This window comes from Microcoleus sp. A003_D6, assembly GCF_036702825.1.
Taxonomy (GTDB): Bacteria; Cyanobacteriota; Cyanobacteriia; order Cyanobacteriales; family Microcoleaceae; genus Microcoleus.
Genome location: NZ_JAUBWA010000018.1, coordinates 38,978 through 60,234, shown reverse-complemented (window position 1 = coordinate 60,234; position 21,257 = coordinate 38,978). Strand labels below are relative to the sequence as shown.

The following is a 21,257-nucleotide window of genomic DNA, read 5'->3' as shown; positions in this document are numbered from 1 at the left end:
CGAAAATACTGCATCAACGCTTTTAATGGTGAAAAACCCGGTTTCTTTGGTATTGACGTGCAAGTCCTGCGAGAGTAAAGCGGGCATTGCCAGCCCTACCAATTCCAGCTAATAACTGAATTCAGCGGATCTATTTCCCACAACTTCCGGCGCACCTGCAATTAAACGCATATCTTCGCAGCCAAAAGTTAGCAATGGCTGACCTAACTTTAAACTGGCAAAATGACTCTCTTCAGCTATTTCTAATTCGCCTTTAATCAAACCGATGCGAGACTCAAATCCTCCTTTAAATAACAGCAAATTGCTGCGGTCAGCGCTGAAAACATTTCCGCTCAAAGGCAGCGGTAAAGCTAAACTTTGTTTGCTGTAATTGAGACTGCACAGTTGACGGTTTCCTTGGCGAACTGTGACGCGGTAGCCTAGCGGTGGTACTTTGAGCGAATCGCTGCCTTCCCAACTAAATTGAGCTATTTCTTTAGGCAGTCCCCAAATCTCGCGCCCGCCTGCTACAGAGTTAGGATTGTCTACGTAGATGTGGGAAATCCAAGCGCCCCATTTTCCGGCATAATTGGCGATCGCGCTAACTACAATTAACTCATTGTACTCCATCACCGAACCCAACCCGTAGGAGGATATATAAATGCCGCCTAGGGTTTTCCCCGGCAATAAAGAGACAATTTCTAACTCAGAGGGAACCAAGGGGCGCACTCGTGCCACATCTACCAATTGTAAAGTCCCAACAGCATAACCTTGCAGATTCCAAGGTGCAGGTGGATATACCATTTTCAGTGATTAAATATCTGAGATTTTATCTTTATTTTAGCTTAGGGTCTAAAAAGCGACAGCCCTTTGCATTTATTCACACCTTGTTAGTAAATTTAGTTTATTTAAACAAATTAATAGGTGACGATAAATTTGATGAATAATTGACGTGGGTTATCTGTTGTGTGGGGGCGGGTTTAGTAATATTTTTAGTAGGAATTAGATATTATTCGTCAAACCCGCCCCTACAGATATTATCAGCGTTTATCCGCGTTCATCTGCGGTTAAAAGACTGCAAATCTACTTACTAGCATAACCCGTGCTCACCAAAAACTCCCGCAACTTCCCAAAGAATTGAGTGCGATCGCGCCCTTGATAAACCTTCTCCAACAACTGCCAACCTTCCGCCTCCTGGCCCATGACATATTTGCTCGCCATGAAGGCCGCCAACACCCCTTTCGCCTCCCCATTTTCACTCAAACGCTTGTTAGATTCCAGCCAAAGCTCAGCAGAATTCGTGTATACTTCCACCGGATACTGTTTGCTAACATCTTGCATTTTTCCGGCGCGGTACTGCCAAACTTGCAGCGGGAAGCGAGAATCAGCATAATTTGTAAAAGCCTCGGCAAATCGCCCGTCCTGACTCTTGAACTCTGGGATATCATTTTTGCCCAAATCGACAATTTCGTAACTCACATTGCCCCAGAAATGCTTGATATGAGTGTATTTGTTAGCCCCCGAATCGTAGCGGTAAATGAACGAATAATTGCAGCAGCGGACACCGCTTTTGATCGACACTAAATCTGCTAGCACTTCCGGTTCCTTGTCGCCGTCAAAATCGCGAATTAGCAGCGATAAAAAACGTCCTTCTGATACTTCTTCGCTGGCTCTTTGGTCGGGATTATCTACTAGAGAACGAGTCGGAATCAGCACGGGTTCTTCTAATAAAGTTTTACCGTCGCGGATAATTTTTATCCGGAGATTTTTACCGTTTTCTGCTTCTTTTACGAAAGAAACTTCCGCCCGAACTTTTGCAGCTTCGGAGATTTCTGTTGTTCTCGGCGGGCCGATATTCGGCGGAACTTGGGCGATATATTGGGCAGGAACTAAGGCAGTTTGGCCGGGTTTGGCGATCGCCTGACAGAGAAAAGCTGCGACTTCTGCGCGAGTAGCATTGCGCGTAGGTTCTAGCTGTTTGACCGCCGGATAATTGACAACAAGTTGTTTTTCTGCGGCGGCGGCGATCGCATTTCTTGCCAGTTCGGGAATTTGCGGTGCATCCTCAAAAGTCGCATCCAAAAGCTCAGCCGCCGGCCCCGCAGGTGTATATTTCAAGCCGCTGCTTAAAGCTACCAAAACCTGCCAGCGGGTAACATTCAAAGTGGGGTTAAAGATACTGCCACTGTATCCAGACATAAAACCCGTCTGATAAGCTTCTCGAATTGCTTTAAAACCCCAGTAATTCGTGGGAATATCTGCAAAGTCGATCGGAGCGCGGACGGTTTTGGCATCGGGAAAAGCCATGCGAATCATTGCCGCAAACTCAGCGCGGCTGACGGGGCGATTCGGGCGAAAAGTGCCGTCTTCGTAGTACCCGCTGATAATTTTTTTCTCTGCTAACTCCTCAATGCAAGCTTGCGCCCAATGGTCGTTAACATCCTGAAATTTGGCTTGAGCAAATGCCGGCGCTACATTCAGCCCTGGGAACACCAAATTCCCGATGATTATCCCCAAAGCTACGACGAAAGCAATTACAGCTTGACTTTTGTGCGATCGAACCATAGAACAGCCTCCTCTACTTGCAAATTTGCGATCGAAACTTTCGGAAATTTTACATAATATCAAGTATATTAGCCCGATTTAATACCATTTATTAAAAATTTAGCCGCAGCCAGGGACGCGGCATTGCCGTGTCCCTACTTTTTAGAGTTGGTATAAAGCTTACTTCGACTCTAAAGTCATCTCCATCGCCATTTTTGTTTTGATTGTTGATTCTTGAGAACTGCCAGCATTTTTAGCACTCATTTCGCTATTTGAACTAATAGACACAGTAGAGCGAAAAGGAATTAATCTATCCAAGCGCCCTGTAACTTTTCCCCGACCCTGAGAACTAAAAGATTTTAGGGTTAAGGTAGCTCCAGCAGGGAGTAGGGGAGAGGTAATATTTTGAGGGTTGGCTTGCTGCTCTATACTTACATTCATAGAGGCCACTCCATCTTGCCAGCTAGCCAATTCATAGGTAGCAATTTGATTCACATTAATGCCACTGAAATCAGAGGAAGAAGAAACGCGCCACTTGGCTCCTTTTCCGACTGCTTCAGCAGGCAGCGGCGAGGCAATTTGCTCTAGAGATTTAGACATTTGTCCAACCATTTTTTTGACGTTGTTGTCAGCTCCTTCGGGCAAAATAATGTCACCTCCTTTATGAAAACCGCGATTGTCCATCATGAAAGATCCTTTCACTCCCACAATGTTTTTGAGTGCAGAACGCATGGCATCTAGGGCGGCGGGCTGGGTATTTCCAGTATCACCGACGATATCTGCATTAGTATAAGCAAACTCGTAGTAAATATCGCCGTTGGGGTCAATTTTAGTGACTTTGGTCTCGAAAGTCATCACCGATACTGGAATTTGAACCCCACGCGAAGACTGATCGGATGCGGATATGTCCATATCCATTTTTACGGTCATCACAGTTGTTTGTTTGACATCGATAGCTGGTTTCAAACGCAGTTGCTGTCGGGGTTCCACTCCCGGATTTAGCAGTTCCACTTGCGGGGTTTTAGAGTTGGCGGCAGGCGCAGATAAGCCAGGGGCTGGCTGCTGCACTACAAGTGGAGTTTCCGCACTGAGGGAAGCAGGAGAAAGCTCTATCGCCCATCCAGCACTTACCAAACAAAGAGATGCAATAAACTGTCTTTTTTTCATTAACTTAATTTCCTGTTATTTGAATGTTTGCTTCCACAGGCGATCGACTGTCACGAATTTGTAACCTTTATACAAAAGCAATGGAATAATTTTATCAGCAGAAGCTGCAACATCTTCGCCGCCGCAATAGCCATCGTGCAGTACAATAATAGATCCGTTTTCAGTTTGCTGCACGACGCGACTAATAACTTTCATCACCCCCGGGCGCACCCAATCTTCCGGGACGACGCTCCACATTACGGGGCGATATTCCCACTGCTGCAATAACTCTAATGTTCGCGGCGTAAAAATGCCGTTGGGCGGCCGCACGTCCCGGATTAATTTTGGGTCTAAATCGCAAGCTTTGGCAATTGCTTTTTGGGTGTCTTCTAAACTTTGTTTGAGTTCGTGGGTTTTGAGTTTGGGAAACGATATATGCTGGTAGCCGTGGAGGCCGATCCAGTGTCCGCGATCGTACACTTCTTTAGCCGTTTCTGGATGCCTGTCCACGCAAAAACCCAGCCAGAAAAAACTAGCTTTGATGTCGTATTTATCTAAAACTTTTAACAGTTGAGGTGTGTGCTGTCGGTGCGGCCCGTCATCAAATGTTAGGGCAATTTCTCGGCTGTTGATATCTCCCGTCCACAGACATCTGGGAAAAGCAGATTTGAGAATGGGATAAACGACAGGAAACAGGGGTGCTAGTGGCATTGGTTAATGTTGCGAAAGTGCGATCGGGTAGAAATGAAGCTGCGTTACAATAAAATAAAGTTAACTCAATTGAGGTAAATATGACAACTGCCGTTGATATTGGAACGCTAATTGTCCGCACGCCGGGAACCTGCGGCGGCCGCCCGCGAATTGCAGGTACAAGAATGTCCGTTCGGAGCATAGCAATTGACTACAAAGCAGGAATGACTCCTGAAAAAATTGCTGAAGAATTTCCGCATTTGACGTTAGCACAAATTTATGCAGGCTTGGCTTATTATCACGCTAATAAAGATGAAGTTGAGGCCGAGATAGCAGCGTACTACGAAGAGTGCAAGTATTGGGAAGCTGAATACATGGCAGGTAAGTTATCATGAGTCAAATTCGTCTCTATATTGATGAAGATTCTGGCAACCTTTCGTTGGTAGAATCTTTGCGTAATTCTGCTGTAGAGGTGATGACTACCTCAGACGCGAACAAACTTAGCTCTTCAGATGAGGAGCAGCTAATCTGGGCAACTGAGCAAAGGCGCGTCATTTACAGTTCTAATATGGGAGATTTCTGCCGTTTGCACAGAACTTTTGCTGAACAAAAAAGAACTCATTCAGGAATTATTGTTGTACCTAGACAAAGTTACTCAGTAGGCGCTCAGTGGCGGGGAATTTTGAATTTGATGGCGGCTAAGTCAGCAGAGGAAATGATAAATCAACTCGAATATTTGGGGGCTTATATCAGAGCTGAATAACCGTCTGCAAGAGATGAGAGATCGCAAATTTAAAAAATCCTTAACTCTTTTGATAGAGCCTCAAACTATCTCCGATAAATCGACCTCTATCTCGCGGTTGATGCGATCGCCCTACAGCGTCCTCCTATACTGAAAACCAGCACTACTAATCGAGAAACGATCAAGGAGGAACAATGACCGAGGAATACCTAGCAGAACGCACAGTTTCAGCCGTATTTAAAGAAGAAGAACAATTAGACGGCGTAATTCGGCGGTTGCTCGATCGCGGAGTTTCCCGCGACCACATCTCAGTCATGGGAAAAAACTTTCAATCTAAAACTAAAATTGCCGGCTTTATTACTAAAAAAGATGTGATATTAGGCGGTCTGCGAAGCGGGGCGATTTTTGGTTCCTTATTCGGTTCTTTTTTGGGTTTGCTAACAGGCGTCGGCGTGCTGTTTATTCCCTTTGTGGGTGCAGTAGTATCGGCGGGCCCGCTGGGTGCGGTACTGTTGGGTGCAGCTAGCGGCGCGATCGCAGGTTCGGCCGGTGCGGGTCTAGTTTCCGCTTTAGTCGCTTTGGGAATGCCGGAAGAAAAAGCAACTATCTATCAAACCCGCGTTGAAGCAGGCGAATTTCTCGTGATGGCCGAAGTCGCAGCAGATAAATCGGGCGAATTTCAACTCTTGCTAGAAAGTGCAGGTGGCGAAGAAGTTTCTGTTAGCGAGATGACCCTGCCGCGCGCCGTCAAAGGTCGCTGCAACAGTCCGGCCGATTTATCTCCAGAAGTGCGATCGCACCTGTCGGAAGCAGCTCAAAAAACCTTTATGGAATCCTACAACGCCGCATTTGACGAAAGCAACGACTCGATACAAGCAGAACACACCGCTTGGGATGCCATTCACCAGCAGTACGAAGAAGATGAAAGCGGCGTTTGGACTAAGCCTTTAGCAAAAGTCTAGTTTCCCGATCGCAGTAAACTAATAAAAGATAGAATGCAGCCTCTAGAACCCAAGTTCTAGAGGCTTGTAATATTTGAGAGTTTAGATTAGACAATATTGTCTCAGTCCTTTTAATCAAATTTTGGGACGGGCTAGAAGCCCATCCCACAAGAAAAAAATTGTGGGATGGGCTTCTAGCCCGTCCAATTTTTTTGCAATCTTGTTTATTTTATAATTGTGAATTGTGAAAAATTTAATTCCTCTGATATTGCACAAAGTTGCGTTGTCAAGTACAATCTATAGGCTTACAATATAAAATTGAGTTAAGCAAATGCAAAAATACGTTTGTACAGTTTGCAATTACGTCTACGATCCAGCAGAAGGCGACCCCGACGGAGGCATAGATCCCGGTACTGCCTTTGAAGATATCCCCGACGATTGGGTTTGTCCCACTTGCGGGGCCACAAAATCCGATTTTGAACCAGAATAAGCGAGAAAAAATTTGTCCGATCGAATCCTCAAAATTACAGTCATTGGCGGCGGTGCTGCTGGTTTTTTTAGTGCAATTACCTGTGCGAAAACTTACCCGCAGGCCCGCGTCACTTTACTAGAAGCTGGCCGCCAACTCCTGGCAAAAGTTCGCATCTCTGGCGGCGGGCGCTGCAACGTGACTCACGCTTGTTTTGATCCCGGTATTTTAGTGCAGAATTACCCCAGAGGAGGAAAAGCTCTGCGCGGTGCTTTTACTCGATTTCAACCCCGCGATACTGTTGAATGGTTTGCAGGTCACGGTGTGAAGTTGAAAACAGAAGAAGACGGGCGAATGTTTCCGATCACAGACGATTCGGCGACAATTGTTAACTGTTTGATCCGCGCTGCTGAGGATGCAGGCGTAAAAATTCGCACTGGTGATGCAGTCGTTTCTGTAAAGAAATTAACCGAGAATAACGCAGAGGGCGAAAACGGTTCGGGCGGGCACGGGGGCACCGCCCCTACGTTTGAAATTGGGTTGAAGTCGGGGGAGACATTTAAGTGCGATCGCATTCTTCTCGCTACAGGCAGCAATCCGTCGGGTTATAAGTGGGCAAAAGACTTAGGCAATACTGTAGAACTGCCCGTTCCTTCTCTATTTACTTTTAATATTTCCGACAGCCGAATCAAAGATTTAGCCGGAATTTCTGTTCCTAATGCTAAGGTGAAATTGCCGGGAGCTAAATTAGAACAAAGCGGGCCTTTGCTAATTACTCACTGGGGTTTAAGCGGACCTGCTGTACTCAAACTTTCGGCTTGGGGTGCGAGATTTTTGCACGATCGCCATTATAAAACATCTGTGCTGATTAATTGGCTTCCCCAGTACAATGCGGAAGTTTTGCGGCAGCAACTGCTAGCGGTTAAGTCGCAGTTGTCGCACCGATTGATTGTCTCTAGCTGTCCGTTTCCGGTGCCGCGCCGCCTCTGGGAACGCTTGACAAGTTCGATCGGCATTGACGAACAAAAACGCTGGGCCGACTTATCTAACAAAATCCTCGATCGCCTCCTGCAAGAACTCGTTCAAGGTGAATATCAGATTGCAGGAAAAGGCGCATTTAAGGAAGAATTCGTCACCTGCGGCGGTGTCAACCTCAAAGAAGTCGATTTTAAAACGATGGAAAGCCGCCGCTGTCCCGGACTTTTCTTTGCTGGCGAAATCTTGGATATCGACGGCGTGACGGGCGGTTTCAACTTCCAAAGTGCTTGGACTACGGCGTGGTTGGCTGGAATCGCGATCGGCAAACCATCCGATTTTAGATTTTAGATTTTAGATTGGGGAATATTTGCTGTGTAAAGGTTTGGGAGTTGCGATCGGGCGATCGGCTTACGAGTATTAAATTTTGTGTTATTTTTGAGTTAAGGCGCACCAAATGTGTGTCAACTTCAGCTTGCAGACAAAATTCGCAGTTTTGCGTCCTTCAACATCGGGTGAGATACATGAAAAACTTGAATCTAAAAACCCTAAAGTTCGATCGCCACCTTGACAGCCATTTTGACTCACCTTTCATCGAAAAAAATGGCTTGCTGGAACTCAACCCCAAATTTATCGAACCCGAATTTTTAACAACCTGGACGTTTGAAACACACCTGTACGACGAACAAGTTGCGATCGACCACTTTGTCATCACATTTCCCAGCCGCACCGAACTCGAAAACTACGCCGCATCTTTTCGCCCCTTCGGCGCCAAAACAGTTGAAGGCCCCGACTTGTTCCCGATTAACTTTTGTTCGACAAACATTAACGTTCCCTCCGATTTGTGGCTGCATTTAATGACCTTATTAATGCCAGCGGGCGGCTTAGTAGTATTAGATGCGCCCCACGCGGACGGCGACCAAAAAAACCGCTTTCAGCAAGAAAGAGGATTAGCAGCAGTTCACCACGTTGCGATTCGAGTCGAAAACGTGCAGAATGCTGCTATAATATGGCAAAATAAAAACTTCAAACCCCTGTCCGATCGACCCTTAGATTACGGCTCATTAACCCAGTGGTTTCTGCAAAACCCCGCCGGACAAATTATCGAATTAATCGAGCGCCACCCGGGAAACAACGCCACTTTCGACTGCAAAAACATAGCAGGTTTGCGCTTGAGTGAATACGAAACAATGACTGATGACTAATGACTGATGACTAATGACTGATGACTAATGACTAATGACTAATGACTAATTACCCATTACCCATTAAAAAATAAAATATATGGTTGCAATAAAAATCCCCAAAGTCACCATTCAACCCCCAACATTCAACTCAGTTGAAGAAGAACGCCGCCACCGCAAACAGCGTTTAGCCGCCGCATTTCGATTATTTGCCCGCTTCGGATTCAGCGAAGGAATTGCCGGACACATCACAGTCCGCGACCCCGAACACCTAGACCATTTCTGGGTTAATTCCTTTGGAATGCACTTTAGTTTAATTCGAGTCAGCGACCTAATTTTAGTCAACCACAAAGGCGAAGTTGTTGAAGGAAATAAACCCGTAAACGAAGCAGCATTTGCCATTCATTCCCAAGTGCACAGCGCCCGCCCCGACGTAATTGCAGCAGCCCACGCCCATTCTCCCTACGGCAAAAGTTGGTCTAGTTTGGGCCGCCTGCTTGACCCGCTGACGCAAGATTCTTGTTCGTTTTATGAAGACCAAGCTTTATTTGACGATTACACCGGAGTTGTTTTGGAAATCGAAGAAGCTAAACGCATCGCCAAAACTTTAGGTGAGAAAAAAGCTATTATTTTACAGAATCACGGACTGTTAACAGTAGGTCAAACAGTAGATGAAGCGGCTTGGTGGTTTATTGCAATGGAACGTTCTTGTCAAGCGCAGTTAATGGCCGAAGCAGCGGGAAAACCGATTCTCATCAAGCCAGAATGTGCGCGTTTAACACAGCAGCAAGTAGGGTCTCACCGTATGGGATGGTTTAGCTTTCAACCGCTTTATGACATGATAGTCCGCCGGGAACCCGACTTATTAGATTAGCAAGGCAGCGGAAATCTTAATTATGATTATATTAGACCTCTTGCAAAAATCCTTTTCATCAATTGATGGGACGGCTCTCCGGCCCATCCCACAAGAAAAAATAACTCTTGTGGGATGGGCCGGAGAGCCCGTCATAATTATTTTTGCAAGAGGTCTATTAAAAGATTTATGCTGACACCGATTCCAGCCAAGCTATCAAATCTTCTTGACTGGTAAAATCTAGCAAAATTTCTCCTAAATCATCCAATAGTTCTGGAGAAAGCTGCTGGATGCGAATTTGAATTTCAGGCGGGATTTCGCCAGTGCGCCGCGCGATTTGACGCATGATTAATGCTGTTTGCCCCTCAATTATACCTTCTTGGCGACCTTCTTGGCGACCTTCTTGGCGACCTTCTTGGCGACCTTCTTGCATTCCCTTAATAACAGCACCGCGTTGGTCTTCAAAGAACATTTCCCGCTTTTCTAATGATGCTAATTCCTCCAGGTTTAAGGTAGACCTATTAGCGATGTTAAAAGCTGTTTGAATTTCGGGGAATGATGCCAATTTATCCGGTATTTCGTCTAGGTTAGGAGCATTTTTGAGAAAATAAACCCAGCTTTGAATCAGACTTTGAACTTGCTCTAATTTTTGGTTAAACTTGGGAAGTTCAAGAAACACTAATTCGATTTCTCTATAATACTCAAAATTTTCTTCCACTTCTTTGAATACAAAGTGTGACAGAAATTTCTCGGTGTTCTCAAACAGGATAAAATCTGTAATTGTGAGAGCGATGAGAGGATTTAATTTTGAGTAGCCTTCTCTCGGTTTGAGTTGAGTTGCGTAAGTTTTGGCTGCATTGTATATGATGCGTTTAGTAAAAGCTTCTACATTGATGACCTGCATTTCGATAATTACAGTTTTGTTCCCTGTAATTTTTGCTTTGACATCCAGGTAAGTGTCTTTTAATCCAGTAATACTCGGTGCGGTGTATGGATCTATGATTTCTAAGTCTTTAATTGTCGGCTCTGCGTTGTATAGCATAGCATTGAGAAAGCTAATCAAAACTTCTTTGCTCTGGGGCGAAGCAAATATTTTTTTGAATCCAAAATCTGTCTTAGGGTTGATGAACTCCATAATGGGTAATTAGTAAATGGTGTTTAATTGTGGTAATTATATCACAAAATTCCTTCCATTTCTAAGTCTTCAATTATCTGCAATCCGCGCGGGTCGCCAACTCGCAAAAGTGAAGATTTAGCATCTTCCCGCACGCCCATATCTTCATCTTCTTCTAAAGATTCAATTAGACCGTCGATCGCCCCAGCGTACACTACATTATTCGGCAATTCCCGCGCCAGTTGCCCGATCGCCCAAGCAGAGTTACTTCGCACAGCAGATACAGAATCTCCCCGCAGCGCTTCAATCAACGGCGGAATCGCCGCAATCACCACATAGTAACCAACTTTTGCCATTTGACCCAAAGAACTCGCCGCCCACAAACGCACCGCCGAAATATCAGTTCTCAAAGCATCAATTAAAGATGGCAAAGCGCGGTGGTCGCTGCAATTTCCCAAGGCCCAAACTACCCCTTTGCGAACGTAACCGTTCCAATCTCGGTTGAGCTGAAGAATCAGCGGTTCCACAGCATCGGGACTCGGATTTCGCCCCAAAGCATAGGCCGCGCTCACCCGCACCAAGGGGCAACCGTCTCTCAACAAATTAATTAAATGCGAAATTGCTCGATCGTCTTGCAGTTCGCAAAAAGCCCGCGCCGCAATCATCCGGTGCTGAGGTTCCGGGGATTCCAGCAAAGGCAGCATTTCCTCTGGATCTGGCAGCGGGGGTTCGGATTCGTCAAATTGATCCAAAGGGCTTTCCAGTTCCGTCTCAGTATTAATGGCGTTGGGGTAGTCGTTATTGTTCATAAAAAAACTTTACCGCACAGAGGATGCTACGGGTGCAACTCAGTCAGTTGGCAGTCAATAATTGTAGGGTGCGCGCGCAGTACCTTACTACTGAGATATTGCATCATTGTCAGCAACAGGCTTTCCGGCCTGTGAAGCGAGAAAATTTATCTTTTGTGGAACAGGCATCTTGCCTGTTCATAAAAGGCTAATTGAGAATGGTGCAACATATGAGTTACTACAAAGGAATATCTCTGCTGTTACTTAAGTTTGTAGTTGAGGACTTCAGTCTTCATCATTTGGATGAATAATGACTAAAGTCCTGATTCCAAACCAGTAGAATTTATTTTTCAAAGGGATTTGATCATCCAGACAGAATGGCTCTGATAGCCTAATTTTTGATAGAGATTCATGGCAGGCTGATTGCTCAGAAAAACTTGCAAACCAATTTGCCCGTCGCCCCTTTCCCGCGCCCAGTTTTCAGCATGAATAACTAAAGCTGCACCGATCCCCAGACGGCGGTGTTCCGGTGCTACGTAGAGCAGAAAAATGTGAGCGTGGCGCCCTCCGGTAGCTTGGTCGATCGCATTTCCCAACCACAAACATCCGACAACAGATTTGAGATTTTGGACTTGAGATTGGGAATTGAGAGACTGCGAGGGCAGCACCGGCAAAATTTCTGCCTCTTCCTGGCTGTTTTTCTGGCACTCTACCCACCAAACCGGCGTCTGGTTAGAAAAATACTGCTCGACAGTTTGAGCCAAATGTCCCAATTCCCGATCGGGATAAAGCTCTCGGTAAGTCCGGTGCAGGAACTTTACCAGTTTTGCCCGATCGAGTCCCGATCCCGATCGCAGCCCGTAGCCGGGTATCAGTTGAGCAGACATCAGCTCACCGGACACGCAAAGCGGAATAATTTAGCCCCAAGAAAATTGGATTGACTGCTGCCGCTTGCTTTTGGGGGATCGCTTCCTCAATCGGTGCCGGGGCAGCCATGTCACCAGGCAAAAAGATGCGAGCACTGACTGCTACCAGAGCCGCGAAAAATACTAATACCGCTATAAATGGAGCAATGTATTGACGAATGATAGCCATAACCGCAAAAACTTAATTCTTGAGCTGATATTATCAAGTGTACCATAAAATCTTGTCAGCTATAATGGCTGCCATTGGACAATTAGCTCGAGAAGAGAGCGATCGCAAATACCAACAAACACAAAATATAATATTATGAGTGCCTCGCCTGCTGTTTATGAAGCTCTGGCTAAGTCAATTGTTTTTTTGAATCAAAAACCGAACGCGCAAAATGAAGTTTCGCGCTTCCTAGATACTAATGGCTACTATATCGATCGCATATTCGACGACCCAGAAACTGGCTTTTATGCGATCGGGTTCGGTTCATCCAATCCCGAAAACCCGCCCGCCCTCGTATTTAAAGGTACCGACTTCATCGACGGCGACGCTATATTTTCCGACTCCCGGGACATAGGCTTACCCGAATTTGAAAACAACAAAGATAGTATCAACAATTGGCTCACAGAAATCGGTCAAAATACTGGTAAAAACCCCAACAAATTATTGCCCGATGTCATCGGGCACAGTTGGGGCGGAGCAGTCGCTCAAATTGTAGCGACCGAATACCAATCTATTACCGGCGATATCTTTACTTTCAACTCTCCGGGAGTGTCAGCGAGTACATTCAACACTTTTCGGAGAAATATCAGCAGGGTCGGCAACAAAAATGTCAATCACTACATTGTCAGCGGAGATTTCGTCACCTTGTTTGGCGAAGCATTTCTGCCGGGAAAAGTATTTCTCCAAACTTTTACAGACCCTAGTATTAATCCCTTAACTGTATTGGCAAAACATCGAACTGAAAATTTGTTAACTAATCCGCCCGCGGATTTTTTCCAGAGGCAAATTTCTGTAGAACAATTAAACAGTCCCGAGTTTGCTTATAACAACGACTCAGATTTTAACGAGTATATCGCTGCGATGAATTTGGCCTTGCCCAATGTGTCAATCGCAATCAGAACCAGAGCGGGTGCAGAGAGTTTGAGAACAGCACCAGAATTTTCTTTTGTGCAGTTAATCAGACAAATGCAATACGGTTTAGCTCCATTACAACCGAATTATTTATCAGGGGACGCTCGCAACAATACTGCTACCGGCGGCCCTGGAGAGGATACAGTTATCGGCAACGGCGGTAACGATACTCTCAGAGGCAATCGAGGTAATGACAGCATCACCGGTGGTGATGGCGACGATTTCTTGTACGGCGGCAGAGATAACGATTATTTGGACGGTGGCGACGGAAACGATTTGATTTCCGGCGAGTTTGGCAGCGATTTTTTAATTGGCGGCGCGGGGCGCGATCGCTTTGTATTGGAATCCGGCGGCGGAGCAGATGTGATTGTAGATTTTCAAGATAGTGAAGATTTAATTGCACTGTCGCGGGGTCTAACTTTTCCTCAAATTAGAGTAAGTCAAGGTGTTGACGGAGCTTTAATTACTATCCCAATTACTGGGGAAATTCTTGCTACTCTCAGAGGCGTAGTGGCCGGCGATCTTACGCGGGTAGATTTTGTGTAGCTTTAGTGCGATAAAAGTTGATAATTTTGGTAGCGCAAAACAGGGTATTTCTTGTAGCGAGAAGGTTTTTTGTTGCAAAAAACCTGCCATCAACTTTCCTATAAAAAGCCACACAATATGACAAATTAATATTGTTAATAAACGGGGTTTACTGTAAAATGAATTAACCAGGTTAAAAACTAATTCCAGATTAAACCACAGGAAATAAAAAATATGCCGTCCTCCCCCGCCGCTTACGAAACTATAGCCAAGCAACTTGCTTACATAGATAACAACCCCCAGTTTCAAACTTTAGTACAAACAGGTTTGCTCGCTGCTGGCTACCAAATCGATCGCACTTTTGACGATCCCGGGACAGGATTTCACGCGATCGGCTTAATTTCCACCACCCCAGACAAACCGCCCGTTTTAGTATTTCGCGGCACCGACTCGCCCGTAGACGATGTTGCCAACGCAGACCAGCGCGGCGTCGGTTTCAACCAATTTGAAGCCAACAAACAGGCATTAGGAAATTGGCTGACACAAATCGGTCAAGACACAGCAAAAAACCCCAGCCGCTTGCCCCCAGACCTTCTCGGACACAGCTTGGGCGGTGCTTTAACGCAGTTAGCCGCCACTGAATTCACATCTGCGATCGGAGATGTTGTCACCTTCAATTCTCCCGGAGTTGCTCAGAGTACAGTCAATACATTTAAGCAGAAAGCCGCCGTCGGAAAAAATGTAACTCACTACATAGTTAGCGGCGATTTTGTGAGTTTGGGAGGAGAAGCTTTTATCCCGGGCAAAGTAGTTTTGCAAACATTTACTAACCCGATTATCGACCCGCTACTTGTCTTGGAAAAGCACAGCCAAAGCGGTTTGTTAACTGCTCCTCCCCCCGGCTTGACTCAGGCCGAAATCTCTGTAGACCAGTTGAACCGCCCGGATTTCACTTTCACAGATTCAGATTATTTAGAGCTGTTAGCTGGCTTAGACTATGCGCTGCCTGCCTTGGGAACATCGCTGCTAACGCGCAGCAGTTCAGAGCAATTAAGAACCGCTCCGGGAAACTCCTCTTTAGGAAACCTTGCGGCAATGCAAACTGCTCTCGCTCCATCCCAAATTAATAATTTAGTAGGTGACGAGGCCAACAATACAGCCTCTGGTTTTGGAGCGGACGATATTATCGTTGGCAATGGGGGCAACGACACTCTCAGTGGCAATCGAGGTAACGATATTATCAGCGGTGACGCCGGCAACGACCAGCTATTCGGCGGCAAAGGAGATGATAATTTGAACGGGGGAGATGGAGACGATACCCTAGTTGGCGCAGTAGGTGCAGACTTCTTAATTGGCGGTGCTGGACGCGACTTATTTGTGTTGGGAATTGGGGCTGGTACAGACACAATTATTGACTTTCAACAGGGTGAAGATTTAATCGGTTTGACCCAAGGTTTGACCTTTAACCAACTGAGATTTACTGAAACCTCGGTTTCAACTGGGATCGAGGTTATCAGCACAGGTGAAGTTCTTGCCAGTTTCTTCGGCGCACTAAACAGTCCGCTTACAGCCAGCGATTTCAGTTTGATTTAGTTAGCAATACAGATATTGGGTAGGGACACAACAATGTTGTGTCCTCTATTTTGTGGGTGCCGAGTAGGAACGTCAACAGATACAATTTAATTAATCGAAATCGTCCAGTCCCGGTCTCGGCATAGATGCTAATTTTTGCTCATCTTCTAGCGGCAGAAAGAAAATTGTCAGCATACCCGGAATCACAGCCAGTACACTCATCAAGAAATAATTCTGATAGCCGAGATTCGCCTGCAAGTAGCCGCTAAAAACCCCCGGAATCAACACTCCTGCGGCCATGAAGGCTGTTGTAATCGCGTAGTGGGATGCTTCGTATTCCGGGCGGACAGTCCGCATTAAGAACACTGTATAGGCTGCTACGCCAAGTCCATAGGTAAATTGCTCGATCGAGTTTACAGCATAAGCCCATTCAATCCCCGGTTGATTGATTGCCAGCAGCCAATACAATACGTTAGTAGAATTTTGGAGAATAGCCGTCGGCCACATCCATTTTTTCAATCCTTGTTTGGCAATCAAATAGCCGCCCAGCAACCCTCCTATCAACAGAAAAATCACCCCGACAGTACCCGATAGCAAACCCATCTCCGACGTAGAAACTGCTAACCCTCCTTTCTCAACTTTATCCATTAAAAATGGAGGGGCCATTTTAAACGTCAAGGCATCGCCCAAGCGAAAAATCAAGACGTAAGCCACAATCCAACCAATTTTGTCTTGCTGAAAATAGGTTTTGAATGCTTCGATAAAGCTGGTTGTTTGTTGAGGAGTGTCGGATTCCAGATCGTAATTTCTAGGATAGGGAAGATACCACCGCTGAAACAGATAAATCAGCACAAACATAATCGCACAAATGCCAAAGGCTGTCGCCCATCCATATTGCAGCGCAGATACGTTAAAAGACGAACCCAAAAGTGACAGCGGAATGTCCTGATATATTTTGGTATCGCCTCCATTTCCGGTGACTAAATGCTGTTCTGCCAGCTTACCGGCGAAGAAAACCAATACACCGCTACCGGCAATGACTGCACCTCTATAAGCCGTGTTGCGAACCCCGACAAACAAGGCTTGTTGGTCTTTATTGAGAGTGTTTAAATAAAATCCATCAATGGCGATGTCGTGAGTAGCTGACACAAAGGCAATGGCTGTAAAGATGACCAGCGATATAATAATTGCCTGGGGCGTCAACACACCAAAAGCCAGGAAAGCAAACAGAAAAGCACAAATGATTTCGGTTGTTAAAATCCACTTGCGTTTAGTTGAATACAAATCAACTACCGGGCCCCAAAAACCTTTTAAAACCCAGGGAAAAGACAAAAGACTTGTCAATCCGATCAGTTCGTTGCTGGTTCCCATACCTTTCAAAAAAATCACCGACATTAAATTAACGACGGTGTAAGGAAGACCTTGAGCGAAGTATAATACTGATACCCACAATCCAGCGTTATGCTTTTTTTCCATTGCAGAGATATTTTACCTAGTTACTTATTTGATTTACTGAGTGCGATCGCGAATTTCCGGTCATCAAACCGCTTGCATCACAAGTATATGGCATTCCGCTGCCAGCGACAGCTATATTAGGCGTGTATTTTAGCATCATTTTTATGATTTAATCCGATCGTTACCCATTTCAGTAAAATTCCACTCACTTATTTGAATATTTATATCTGTCTTGAAAAATTCCAGCGCTTCTTTTAATGAATGATCCATTGTTTCATCAGGCGGATGATTGGCATATTCATAACTAATGAAGCAAACAGGGACATTTGGATAACCAACAATTGTAATATTTGATGGCACAGGTGTGGGCAAACTCTCTTCAGGATTTCCTTGATGAATTAAAACTTTGCCAGTTGGTTGATGTTTGCTACTTGGCTGTATGCTGGCAAGCAGACACGGTTGGAGACTGCGGAATTCGTCAAGCATCTCGAAGAAAGTTGAAAAAGCGACAGATTGACCGAGTTCGTTTTCCATGAATTCCCAAATCAGGTTGTTTGGCTTTCCAAAAAGTCGATGTGGTATCCAGTCAACAAAGTGCGAATACGGAGGTGTTCCTTCGTCAAGTTTAACTTTATTCTCAAGACAGGCAAAATGGTAGCCACTAAAAAAAGCCATAAGTGCAGTCAGGGTTTTTCCGTTATTGCCTAAATACATTTTGGGTCTGGTACGCACGAGGTCAAATAAGTCATACATTGTTTTAATTAGTGGTTGTTCGATCGCAGTCATATCAATGCCCTCTCTGCTTTTTTACCTATTGTAGCAAGCAGGTAGCAAATTTTCGCCCTTTCAGTTTATTTTCGCTAAAATTGGAAACAATATGCTATCGTGGTACCAGTTTACTCTCTTCCCATCACAGCAAAGGGTAGCAATGAGTCAAGAAAGTTTTACATTAGACCTCTTGCAAAAGTCCTTTTAATCAAATTTTGGAACGGGCAAGATGCCCGTTCCACAAGGAAAAATGTTTTTTGTGGGATGGGCCGGAGAGCCCGTCCTAGTTATTTTTGCAAGAGGTCTATTTTTACTAGACAGCGATAAGAAAGAAGCACTGAAGGCGATCGCTACTGTTATGGGTCGCGATTTAACCTATGTTTTGAATGAGGCGATCGCTTCTTACCTGGAAATGTATCAATGGCTGTTAAATGAGATTAACAAAGGCGTTGTCGAGGCCGAAGCAGGAGACTTTGCCAGCGATGATGAAGTTCAAGAAGTTTTTGCCAAATTGACAAAATATATCGAGTAAAAGAAGAAAGCGTAGAAATTATCTGTATCCTTGGCATTTCAAGAAAGGATCGAAAAAATAGCATTTGATGTTTAATAGACCTCTTGCAAAAATCCTTTTAATCAAATTCTGGAACGGGCTCTCCGGCCCATTCCACAAGAAAAAAAATTTTGTGGGATGGGCCCCAGAGCCCGTCCTAGTTATTTTTGCAAGAGGTCTAATTAGCAGGACTTATGCACTTCGACAAAGAAACCGGGTTTTTTACCTAATCTTCGGCTGCGAACGAAGTATTCTCGTAAAAAAAACCCGGTTTCTGGACTCCATGCGTAAGTCCTAATTAGCTTTACCAACTGCAAGCCAGGTGCGATCGCCTTGGACTGTATAGCACGTGTTTTGCCCTACCGATTTTACCGATCTGCCCACTTAATGTACCATTGTGCGAAAATGTCAACCGGACTCTCAAACCAAAAGTCCGTAAACAACAGTTAAACGCTCCCTCACACAATTCTGATGCGAAAACCCAAAACATTCTTTTTGTCAAGCTTGTTCTCGATCGGCTTAACAATTAGTTTTCTCCTGACTCCTGGCTGGTTCTCAAACTTGTTCCCTTCACGGGCTAACGCAACTATGCCCCCGCAAACCCAAACCAGCGAATTTCGCGCCTTCTGGGTGGACGCCTTCAACCCCGGCTTCAAAACCCCTCAAGAAGTCACAAAATTGATCGCAGACGCGCAGCGGGCAAATGCCAACGCCATCGTCGCCCAAGTCCGCCGCCGAGGTGATGCTTTTTACACCAGCGCGATCGAACCCCGCACCCTCGATCCCAACGTTCCCCCCGGTTTCGATCCCCTGCAAGATTTGATCGACAAAGCCCACGCCGCAGGAATTGAAGTACACGCTTGGATGGTGACGCTGCCGGTGGTTTCCGGCAGCAAACTTCCCGCCGGTCACGTGTGGCAACAACACGGGCCCAATGCCCCGGGAAACGACAATTGGGCAATGCTGACTTACGGTGGGGAAGCCCAAGGCTATCTCGATCCCGGCCATCCAGACGCTGTAGATTATACTGTTTCCGTCTATTTGGACTTGCTGAAGCGCTACGATGTGGACGGCGTACAGTTGGATTACGTGCGCTACGGCGGGCCGACTTGGGGCTACAATCCGACTGCGATCGCCCGTTTCAACCAGCAAACAGGTCGATCGGGCAAACCCGCACCCACCGATCCCGCGTGGATGCAGTGGCGGCGCGATCAGGTGACAAATTTAGTGCGGAAGCTTTATGTAGAAAGCCTTGCGATTAAACCGCGTGTTAAAATTACCGCCGCCACGATCGCCTGGGGAGACGGCCCGAAAAACGATGCAGCTTGGTATCAAACGCAGCCGTACAAAGAAGTTTTGCAGGATTGGCGCGCTTGGCTGGAAGAAGGGATCGTAGACATGGCGATGCCGATGACTTACCAGCGCGAGTACAAACGATCGCAAAAACTCGCTTATGACAACTGGATCGAGTACGCCAAAGACCACCAGTACAACCGCCAAATTGCGATCGGCCCCGGCAATTACCTCAACTACATCGAAGACACTCTAGGCCAGATTCGCCGCGCCGAAGATCCCTCTGCAAAAGGAAATCACGTAGCCGGTACGGTGCTGTATTCCTACGCTAGCAGCAACGTGTACACGAATGTGGAACTGCGATCGGGCGCCAGCAGCCGCGATTTGCCCCGCCAGCCTTGGAAGTACGTCCCGCAAAGCAACGATTTGTTTTACACCGCGCTTTCTGTGCCGAGTCAATACGTTGACGGCGCTACGGGCAAAACCGTTCAAACTCAGCCCGTGTGGGCGACAGTGGCAGCCGTTCCCGATATGCCTTGGAAGTCGCGGCCGACTACAGGTGCGATCGCCGGAAATTTGCAGCGGTGCGCTCAAACTTGCGACGGTGCGAGCTTGACATTGCAGTCGATCGATGCTTCGGGCAAGGTGCGTCAACTGCGCGCCGATGGTAAAGGATGGTTTGGGGCGATCGAGCTTTCTCCGGGTTCTTATCAGTTAAAAGTTGACGGGAATCAAATTCAAGAAACAGTTAATGTTGTAGCCGGTGAAGTCACAAAAGTGAATTTCACCAGCTTGTAGGGTACGCACAGCGCACCTTTCCGAAGTCTGTAGGGTGCGCACTGCGCACCTTGCGCGAACTATAATCCCAAGCTACAATCAAATTATCCTGCATCAAATTGTGATTTTTTTGGTGAAGCTATGCTAATAACAGAAGCCCCTTTCACGCTCCGCAAATGGACAGTTAAAGAATATCAGAAGCTGGGAGAGATGGGATTTTTTCACCCAGAGGAACGAGTCGAATTAATTGAAGGAAATATTATAAAAATGAGTGCAAAAGGAACTGCCCATACTTCTGCCACTAGACGCACTGCGACGCTGCTGCGCCATCTTCTCGAAAACCAGGCTGCTGTCTATACTCAAGATCCGATCGCCCTCGATGACAGTTCCGAACCAGAACCCGATATCGCCGTAGTCAGAATCGATCCCTTTGACTATGCGACTCACCATCCCACTCCCTCAGAAATATATCTAATTATCGAAGTGGCAGACAGCAGCTTGGCTTACGATCGCGAAATTAAAGCCAAAATTTACGCGCGATCGGGAATTGCCGATTATTGGGTACTAAATGTGGGCGATCGACAACTCCACGTTTTTCGAGAACCTACTGAAAATGGGTATCAAAGCGAATTAATTCTTGGGGAAACTGCGAGCATTTCACCGCTGCAATTTCCCGCTTTCAATATCGCAATTCAGGCAATGTTGCCCCCTCTGGTATAAAATTGAAAACGGGTGTATCAATTCTATTCATTGGCTAGGAGAGTGTGCGCAGATAAGTAATTCAATATTTCTTCAGTAAAATTTGGGTTTAAAACTGATTTATTAGCGCATTAATGGTGTTTTAAG

At 45.9% G+C, this 21,257-nt stretch carries 22 protein-coding genes; 12 read left to right on the top strand and 10 right to left on the bottom strand.

Translation table 11 applies throughout. From position 1 onward, the window contains the following. Positions 1 to 108: 108 nt before the first annotated feature. The 4 genes from QUB70_RS07755 to QUB70_RS07740 all read right to left on the bottom strand — a co-directional run bounded on the left by QUB70_RS07755 (position 109) and on the right by QUB70_RS07740 (position 4,380). On the bottom strand, positions 109 to 783 hold the full coding sequence (locus QUB70_RS07755) for an acetoacetate decarboxylase family protein (RefSeq protein WP_332979432.1): 675 nt from the start codon (positions 781 to 783) through the stop codon (positions 109 to 111). 279 nt (positions 784 to 1,062) lie between these two features. Continuing rightward, positions 1,063 to 2,544 (bottom strand): S-layer homology domain-containing protein, encoded by a 1,482-nt coding sequence (locus tag QUB70_RS07750; protein ID WP_332979430.1) that lies wholly within the window; start codon positions 2,542 to 2,544, stop codon positions 1,063 to 1,065. A 159-nt stretch (positions 2,545 to 2,703) separates the two neighbouring features. Continuing rightward, on the bottom strand, positions 2,704 to 3,690 hold the full coding sequence (locus QUB70_RS07745) for a DUF6263 family protein (RefSeq protein WP_332979429.1): 987 nt from the start codon (positions 3,688 to 3,690) through the stop codon (positions 2,704 to 2,706). 15 nt (positions 3,691 to 3,705) lie between these two features. Beyond that, entirely contained in the window at positions 3,706 to 4,380 is a 675-nt protein-coding gene (locus tag QUB70_RS07740; protein WP_332979428.1) for a polysaccharide deacetylase family protein, read from the bottom strand. 80 nt (positions 4,381 to 4,460) lie between these two features. On the opposite strand from QUB70_RS07740, the gene QUB70_RS07735 reads away from it, so the two are divergent. From QUB70_RS07735 to QUB70_RS07705, 7 genes are all read left to right on the top strand, one after another. Then, positions 4,461 to 4,754: a DUF433 domain-containing protein gene (locus tag QUB70_RS07735; protein WP_332979427.1), complete on the top strand. Its 294-nt coding sequence runs from the start codon at positions 4,461 to 4,463 to the stop codon at positions 4,752 to 4,754. Further along, the gene (locus QUB70_RS07730) at positions 4,751 to 5,122 is read left to right on the top strand and encodes a DUF5615 family PIN-like protein (protein ID WP_332979425.1); all 372 of its coding nucleotides are present in this window, start codon (positions 4,751 to 4,753) and stop codon (positions 5,120 to 5,122) included. The genes QUB70_RS07735 and QUB70_RS07730 overlap by 4 nt, the downstream gene beginning before the upstream one ends. Positions 5,123 to 5,295: 173 nt before the next feature. After that, positions 5,296 to 6,063: a ChaB family protein gene (locus QUB70_RS07725; RefSeq protein ID WP_332979423.1), complete on the top strand. Its 768-nt coding sequence runs from the start codon at positions 5,296 to 5,298 to the stop codon at positions 6,061 to 6,063. Between the two features lie 310 nt (positions 6,064 to 6,373). Then, complete coding sequence (gene rd / locus QUB70_RS07720; protein ID WP_332979422.1) at positions 6,374 to 6,532, top strand: rubredoxin; 159 nt, start codon at positions 6,374 to 6,376, stop codon at positions 6,530 to 6,532. 12 nt (positions 6,533 to 6,544) lie between these two features. Further along, positions 6,545 to 7,837, top strand: a complete 1,293-nt coding sequence (locus tag QUB70_RS07715; RefSeq protein ID WP_332979420.1) for an NAD(P)/FAD-dependent oxidoreductase — start codon at positions 6,545 to 6,547, stop codon at positions 7,835 to 7,837. Between the two features lie 173 nt (positions 7,838 to 8,010). Continuing rightward, positions 8,011 to 8,691 carry a hypothetical protein gene (locus QUB70_RS07710; protein WP_332979418.1) on the top strand — a complete coding sequence of 227 codons (681 nt, stop codon included), beginning with the start codon at positions 8,011 to 8,013 and terminating at the stop codon, positions 8,689 to 8,691. A 79-nt stretch (positions 8,692 to 8,770) separates the two neighbouring features. Beyond that, a complete protein-coding gene (locus QUB70_RS07705; protein WP_332979416.1) occupies positions 8,771 to 9,544 on the top strand; it encodes a class II aldolase/adducin family protein in 774 nt (257 codons plus the stop codon). Between the two features lie 166 nt (positions 9,545 to 9,710). Here the strand turns inward: QUB70_RS07705 and QUB70_RS07700 are convergent, their stop codons facing one another. From QUB70_RS07700 to QUB70_RS07685, 4 genes are all read right to left on the bottom strand, one after another. After that, entirely contained in the window at positions 9,711 to 10,658 is a 948-nt protein-coding gene (locus tag QUB70_RS07700) for an Rpn family recombination-promoting nuclease/putative transposase (protein WP_332979415.1), read from the bottom strand. Positions 10,659 to 10,699: 41 nt separating this feature from the next. Beyond that, positions 10,700 to 11,446, bottom strand: a complete 747-nt coding sequence (locus QUB70_RS07695) for a HEAT repeat domain-containing protein (protein ID WP_332979414.1) — start codon at positions 11,444 to 11,446, stop codon at positions 10,700 to 10,702. 329 nt (positions 11,447 to 11,775) lie between these two features. Next, the gene (locus QUB70_RS07690; protein ID WP_332979413.1) at positions 11,776 to 12,312 is read right to left on the bottom strand and encodes a GNAT family N-acetyltransferase; all 537 of its coding nucleotides are present in this window, start codon (positions 12,310 to 12,312) and stop codon (positions 11,776 to 11,778) included. 4 nt (positions 12,313 to 12,316) lie between these two features. Continuing rightward, on the bottom strand, positions 12,317 to 12,520 hold the full coding sequence (locus tag QUB70_RS07685; protein WP_332979412.1) for a hypothetical protein: 204 nt from the start codon (positions 12,518 to 12,520) through the stop codon (positions 12,317 to 12,319). A 135-nt stretch (positions 12,521 to 12,655) separates the two neighbouring features. On the opposite strand from QUB70_RS07685, the gene QUB70_RS07680 reads away from it, so the two are divergent. Both QUB70_RS07680 and QUB70_RS07675 read left to right on the top strand, forming a co-directional pair. Further along, on the top strand, positions 12,656 to 14,017 hold the full coding sequence (locus QUB70_RS07680; protein ID WP_332979411.1) for a calcium-binding protein: 1,362 nt from the start codon (positions 12,656 to 12,658) through the stop codon (positions 14,015 to 14,017). A 213-nt stretch (positions 14,018 to 14,230) separates the two neighbouring features. Beyond that, on the top strand, positions 14,231 to 15,589 hold the full coding sequence (locus tag QUB70_RS07675) for an Mbeg1-like protein (protein ID WP_332979410.1): 1,359 nt from the start codon (positions 14,231 to 14,233) through the stop codon (positions 15,587 to 15,589). Between the two features lie 90 nt (positions 15,590 to 15,679). Here QUB70_RS07675 and QUB70_RS07670 read toward each other — a convergent pair whose 3' ends face one another. Together QUB70_RS07670 and QUB70_RS07665 are read right to left on the bottom strand one after the other, a co-directional pair. Beyond that, on the bottom strand, positions 15,680 to 17,044 hold the full coding sequence (locus tag QUB70_RS07670) for an MFS transporter (protein WP_332979409.1): 1,365 nt from the start codon (positions 17,042 to 17,044) through the stop codon (positions 15,680 to 15,682). Between the two features lie 141 nt (positions 17,045 to 17,185). Then, positions 17,186 to 17,809 (bottom strand): hypothetical protein, encoded by a 624-nt coding sequence (locus QUB70_RS07665; protein ID WP_332979408.1) that lies wholly within the window; start codon positions 17,807 to 17,809, stop codon positions 17,186 to 17,188. A gap of 211 nt (positions 17,810 to 18,020) precedes the next feature. On the opposite strand from QUB70_RS07665, the gene QUB70_RS07660 reads away from it, so the two are divergent. The 3 genes from QUB70_RS07660 to QUB70_RS07650 all read left to right on the top strand — a co-directional run bounded on the left by QUB70_RS07660 (position 18,021) and on the right by QUB70_RS07650 (position 21,131). Then, a complete protein-coding gene (locus QUB70_RS07660; protein WP_332979407.1) occupies positions 18,021 to 18,323 on the top strand; it encodes a CopG family ribbon-helix-helix protein in 303 nt (100 codons plus the stop codon). A 606-nt stretch (positions 18,324 to 18,929) separates the two neighbouring features. Then, on the top strand, positions 18,930 to 20,432 hold the full coding sequence (locus tag QUB70_RS07655; protein WP_332979406.1) for a family 10 glycosylhydrolase: 1,503 nt from the start codon (positions 18,930 to 18,932) through the stop codon (positions 20,430 to 20,432). A gap of 120 nt (positions 20,433 to 20,552) precedes the next feature. Further along, the gene (locus QUB70_RS07650) at positions 20,553 to 21,131 is read left to right on the top strand and encodes a Uma2 family endonuclease (RefSeq protein ID WP_332979404.1); all 579 of its coding nucleotides are present in this window, start codon (positions 20,553 to 20,555) and stop codon (positions 21,129 to 21,131) included. The last annotated feature ends 126 nt before the right edge of the window (positions 21,132 to 21,257 follow it).

Bases quoted from the DNA above. Each gene is read 5' to 3' on its own strand.
- QUB70_RS07755 (WP_332979432.1), bottom strand. From the start codon at position 783: ATGGTATATCCACCTGCACCTTGGAATCTGCAAGGTTATGCTGTTGGG.
- QUB70_RS07750 (WP_332979430.1), bottom strand. From the start codon at position 2,544: ATGGTTCGATCGCACAAAAGTCAAGCTGTAATTGCTTTCGTCGTAGCT.
- QUB70_RS07745 (WP_332979429.1), bottom strand. From the start codon at position 3,690: ATGAAAAAAAGACAGTTTATTGCATCTCTTTGTTTGGTAAGTGCTGGA.
- QUB70_RS07740 (WP_332979428.1), bottom strand. From the start codon at position 4,380: ATGCCACTAGCACCCCTGTTTCCTGTCGTTTATCCCATTCTCAAATCT.
- QUB70_RS07735 (WP_332979427.1), top strand. From the start codon at position 4,461: ATGACAACTGCCGTTGATATTGGAACGCTAATTGTCCGCACGCCGGGA.
- QUB70_RS07730 (WP_332979425.1), top strand. From the start codon at position 4,751: ATGAGTCAAATTCGTCTCTATATTGATGAAGATTCTGGCAACCTTTCG.
- QUB70_RS07725 (WP_332979423.1), top strand. From the start codon at position 5,296: ATGACCGAGGAATACCTAGCAGAACGCACAGTTTCAGCCGTATTTAAA.
- rd (WP_332979422.1), top strand. From the start codon at position 6,374: ATGCAAAAATACGTTTGTACAGTTTGCAATTACGTCTACGATCCAGCA.
- QUB70_RS07710 (WP_332979418.1), top strand. From the start codon at position 8,011: ATGAAAAACTTGAATCTAAAAACCCTAAAGTTCGATCGCCACCTTGAC.
- QUB70_RS07705 (WP_332979416.1), top strand. From the start codon at position 8,771: ATGGTTGCAATAAAAATCCCCAAAGTCACCATTCAACCCCCAACATTC.
- QUB70_RS07700 (WP_332979415.1), bottom strand. From the start codon at position 10,658: ATGGAGTTCATCAACCCTAAGACAGATTTTGGATTCAAAAAAATATTT.
- QUB70_RS07695 (WP_332979414.1), bottom strand. From the start codon at position 11,446: ATGAACAATAACGACTACCCCAACGCCATTAATACTGAGACGGAACTG.
- QUB70_RS07690 (WP_332979413.1), bottom strand. From the start codon at position 12,312: ATGTCTGCTCAACTGATACCCGGCTACGGGCTGCGATCGGGATCGGGA.
- QUB70_RS07685 (WP_332979412.1), bottom strand. From the start codon at position 12,520: ATGGCTATCATTCGTCAATACATTGCTCCATTTATAGCGGTATTAGTA.
- QUB70_RS07680 (WP_332979411.1), top strand. From the start codon at position 12,656: ATGAGTGCCTCGCCTGCTGTTTATGAAGCTCTGGCTAAGTCAATTGTT.
- QUB70_RS07675 (WP_332979410.1), top strand. From the start codon at position 14,231: ATGCCGTCCTCCCCCGCCGCTTACGAAACTATAGCCAAGCAACTTGCT.
- QUB70_RS07670 (WP_332979409.1), bottom strand. From the start codon at position 17,044: ATGGAAAAAAAGCATAACGCTGGATTGTGGGTATCAGTATTATACTTC.
- QUB70_RS07665 (WP_332979408.1), bottom strand. From the start codon at position 17,809: ATGACTGCGATCGAACAACCACTAATTAAAACAATGTATGACTTATTT.
- QUB70_RS07660 (WP_332979407.1), top strand. From the start codon at position 18,021: ATGCCCGTTCCACAAGGAAAAATGTTTTTTGTGGGATGGGCCGGAGAG.
- QUB70_RS07655 (WP_332979406.1), top strand. From the start codon at position 18,930: ATGCCCCCGCAAACCCAAACCAGCGAATTTCGCGCCTTCTGGGTGGAC.
- QUB70_RS07650 (WP_332979404.1), top strand. From the start codon at position 20,553: ATGCTAATAACAGAAGCCCCTTTCACGCTCCGCAAATGGACAGTTAAA.